We start from the raw sequence: 745 nt of genomic DNA, 5'->3' as shown, positions 1-745 counted from the left end.
GGCCTTCTGGTCGAGGCGCTGCGACGGCGGCGCGGGGCGGGACGCGCGCCCTTCACCGTGCTGTGCTGCGACAACCTGCCCGAGAACGGCGCGCTGCTGCGCGGTGGCGTGCTGGGCTTTGCCCGCCGCGTCGATCCGGAGTTTGCCGACTGGATCTCCGCCGAGGTGGCCTTTCCCTCCTCCATGGTCGACCGCATCACGCCGGCCGCGACCGATGATACGCGCGCGCTCGCCCGACGCCTGACAGGCTATGAGGATGCCGCCGCGATCGAGACCGAACCCTTCTGTCAGTGGGTGATCGAGGATCGTTTCCCGCAGGGCCGCCCGGATTGGGAAGCGGGCGGCGCGATCTTCGTCGAGGATGTCGCGCCCTTCGAGCGGATGAAGCTGCGCATGCTCAACGGCGCGCATTCGCTGATCGCCTATGCCGGTTTCGTCGCCGGGCACACGCTGGTGCGCGACGCGATGGCCAGCGCCGCCCTTGCCGCGCTGGTGCGGCGGCACATCGCGGCGGCGGCGCGGACGCTCGGACCATTGCCCGGGATCGACCTTGCCGCCTACGGCGCGGAGTTGGCCGCGCGCTTTGCCAACCCGGCGATCGCACATGAGACCTACCAGATCGCGATGGACGGCAGCCAGAAGCTGCCGCAGCGGATCTTCGGCCCGGCCTGGGACGCGCAGCAAGCGGGGCGGGATCTGCGCCCCTTCGCCTTCGCCACCGCCGCCTGGGCGCGCTATTGCACGG

1 protein-coding gene is annotated in these 745 nt (G+C 71.1%); it reads left to right on the top strand.

Annotation, left to right across the window (positions count from 1 at the left end; genetic code table 11):
* The coding region (locus tag NHG85_RS09870) for a mannitol dehydrogenase family protein (RefSeq protein WP_253331944.1) at window positions 1-745 on the top strand (745 nt) is incomplete at both ends.

This window comes from Limimaricola litoreus (assembly GCF_024159025.1).
In the GTDB taxonomy this organism is placed as follows: domain Bacteria; phylum Pseudomonadota; class Alphaproteobacteria; order Rhodobacterales; family Rhodobacteraceae; genus Limimaricola; species Limimaricola litoreus.
Note: the sequence above shows the minus strand (reverse complement) of the source record. Positions and strands in the feature narration are given on the sequence as shown.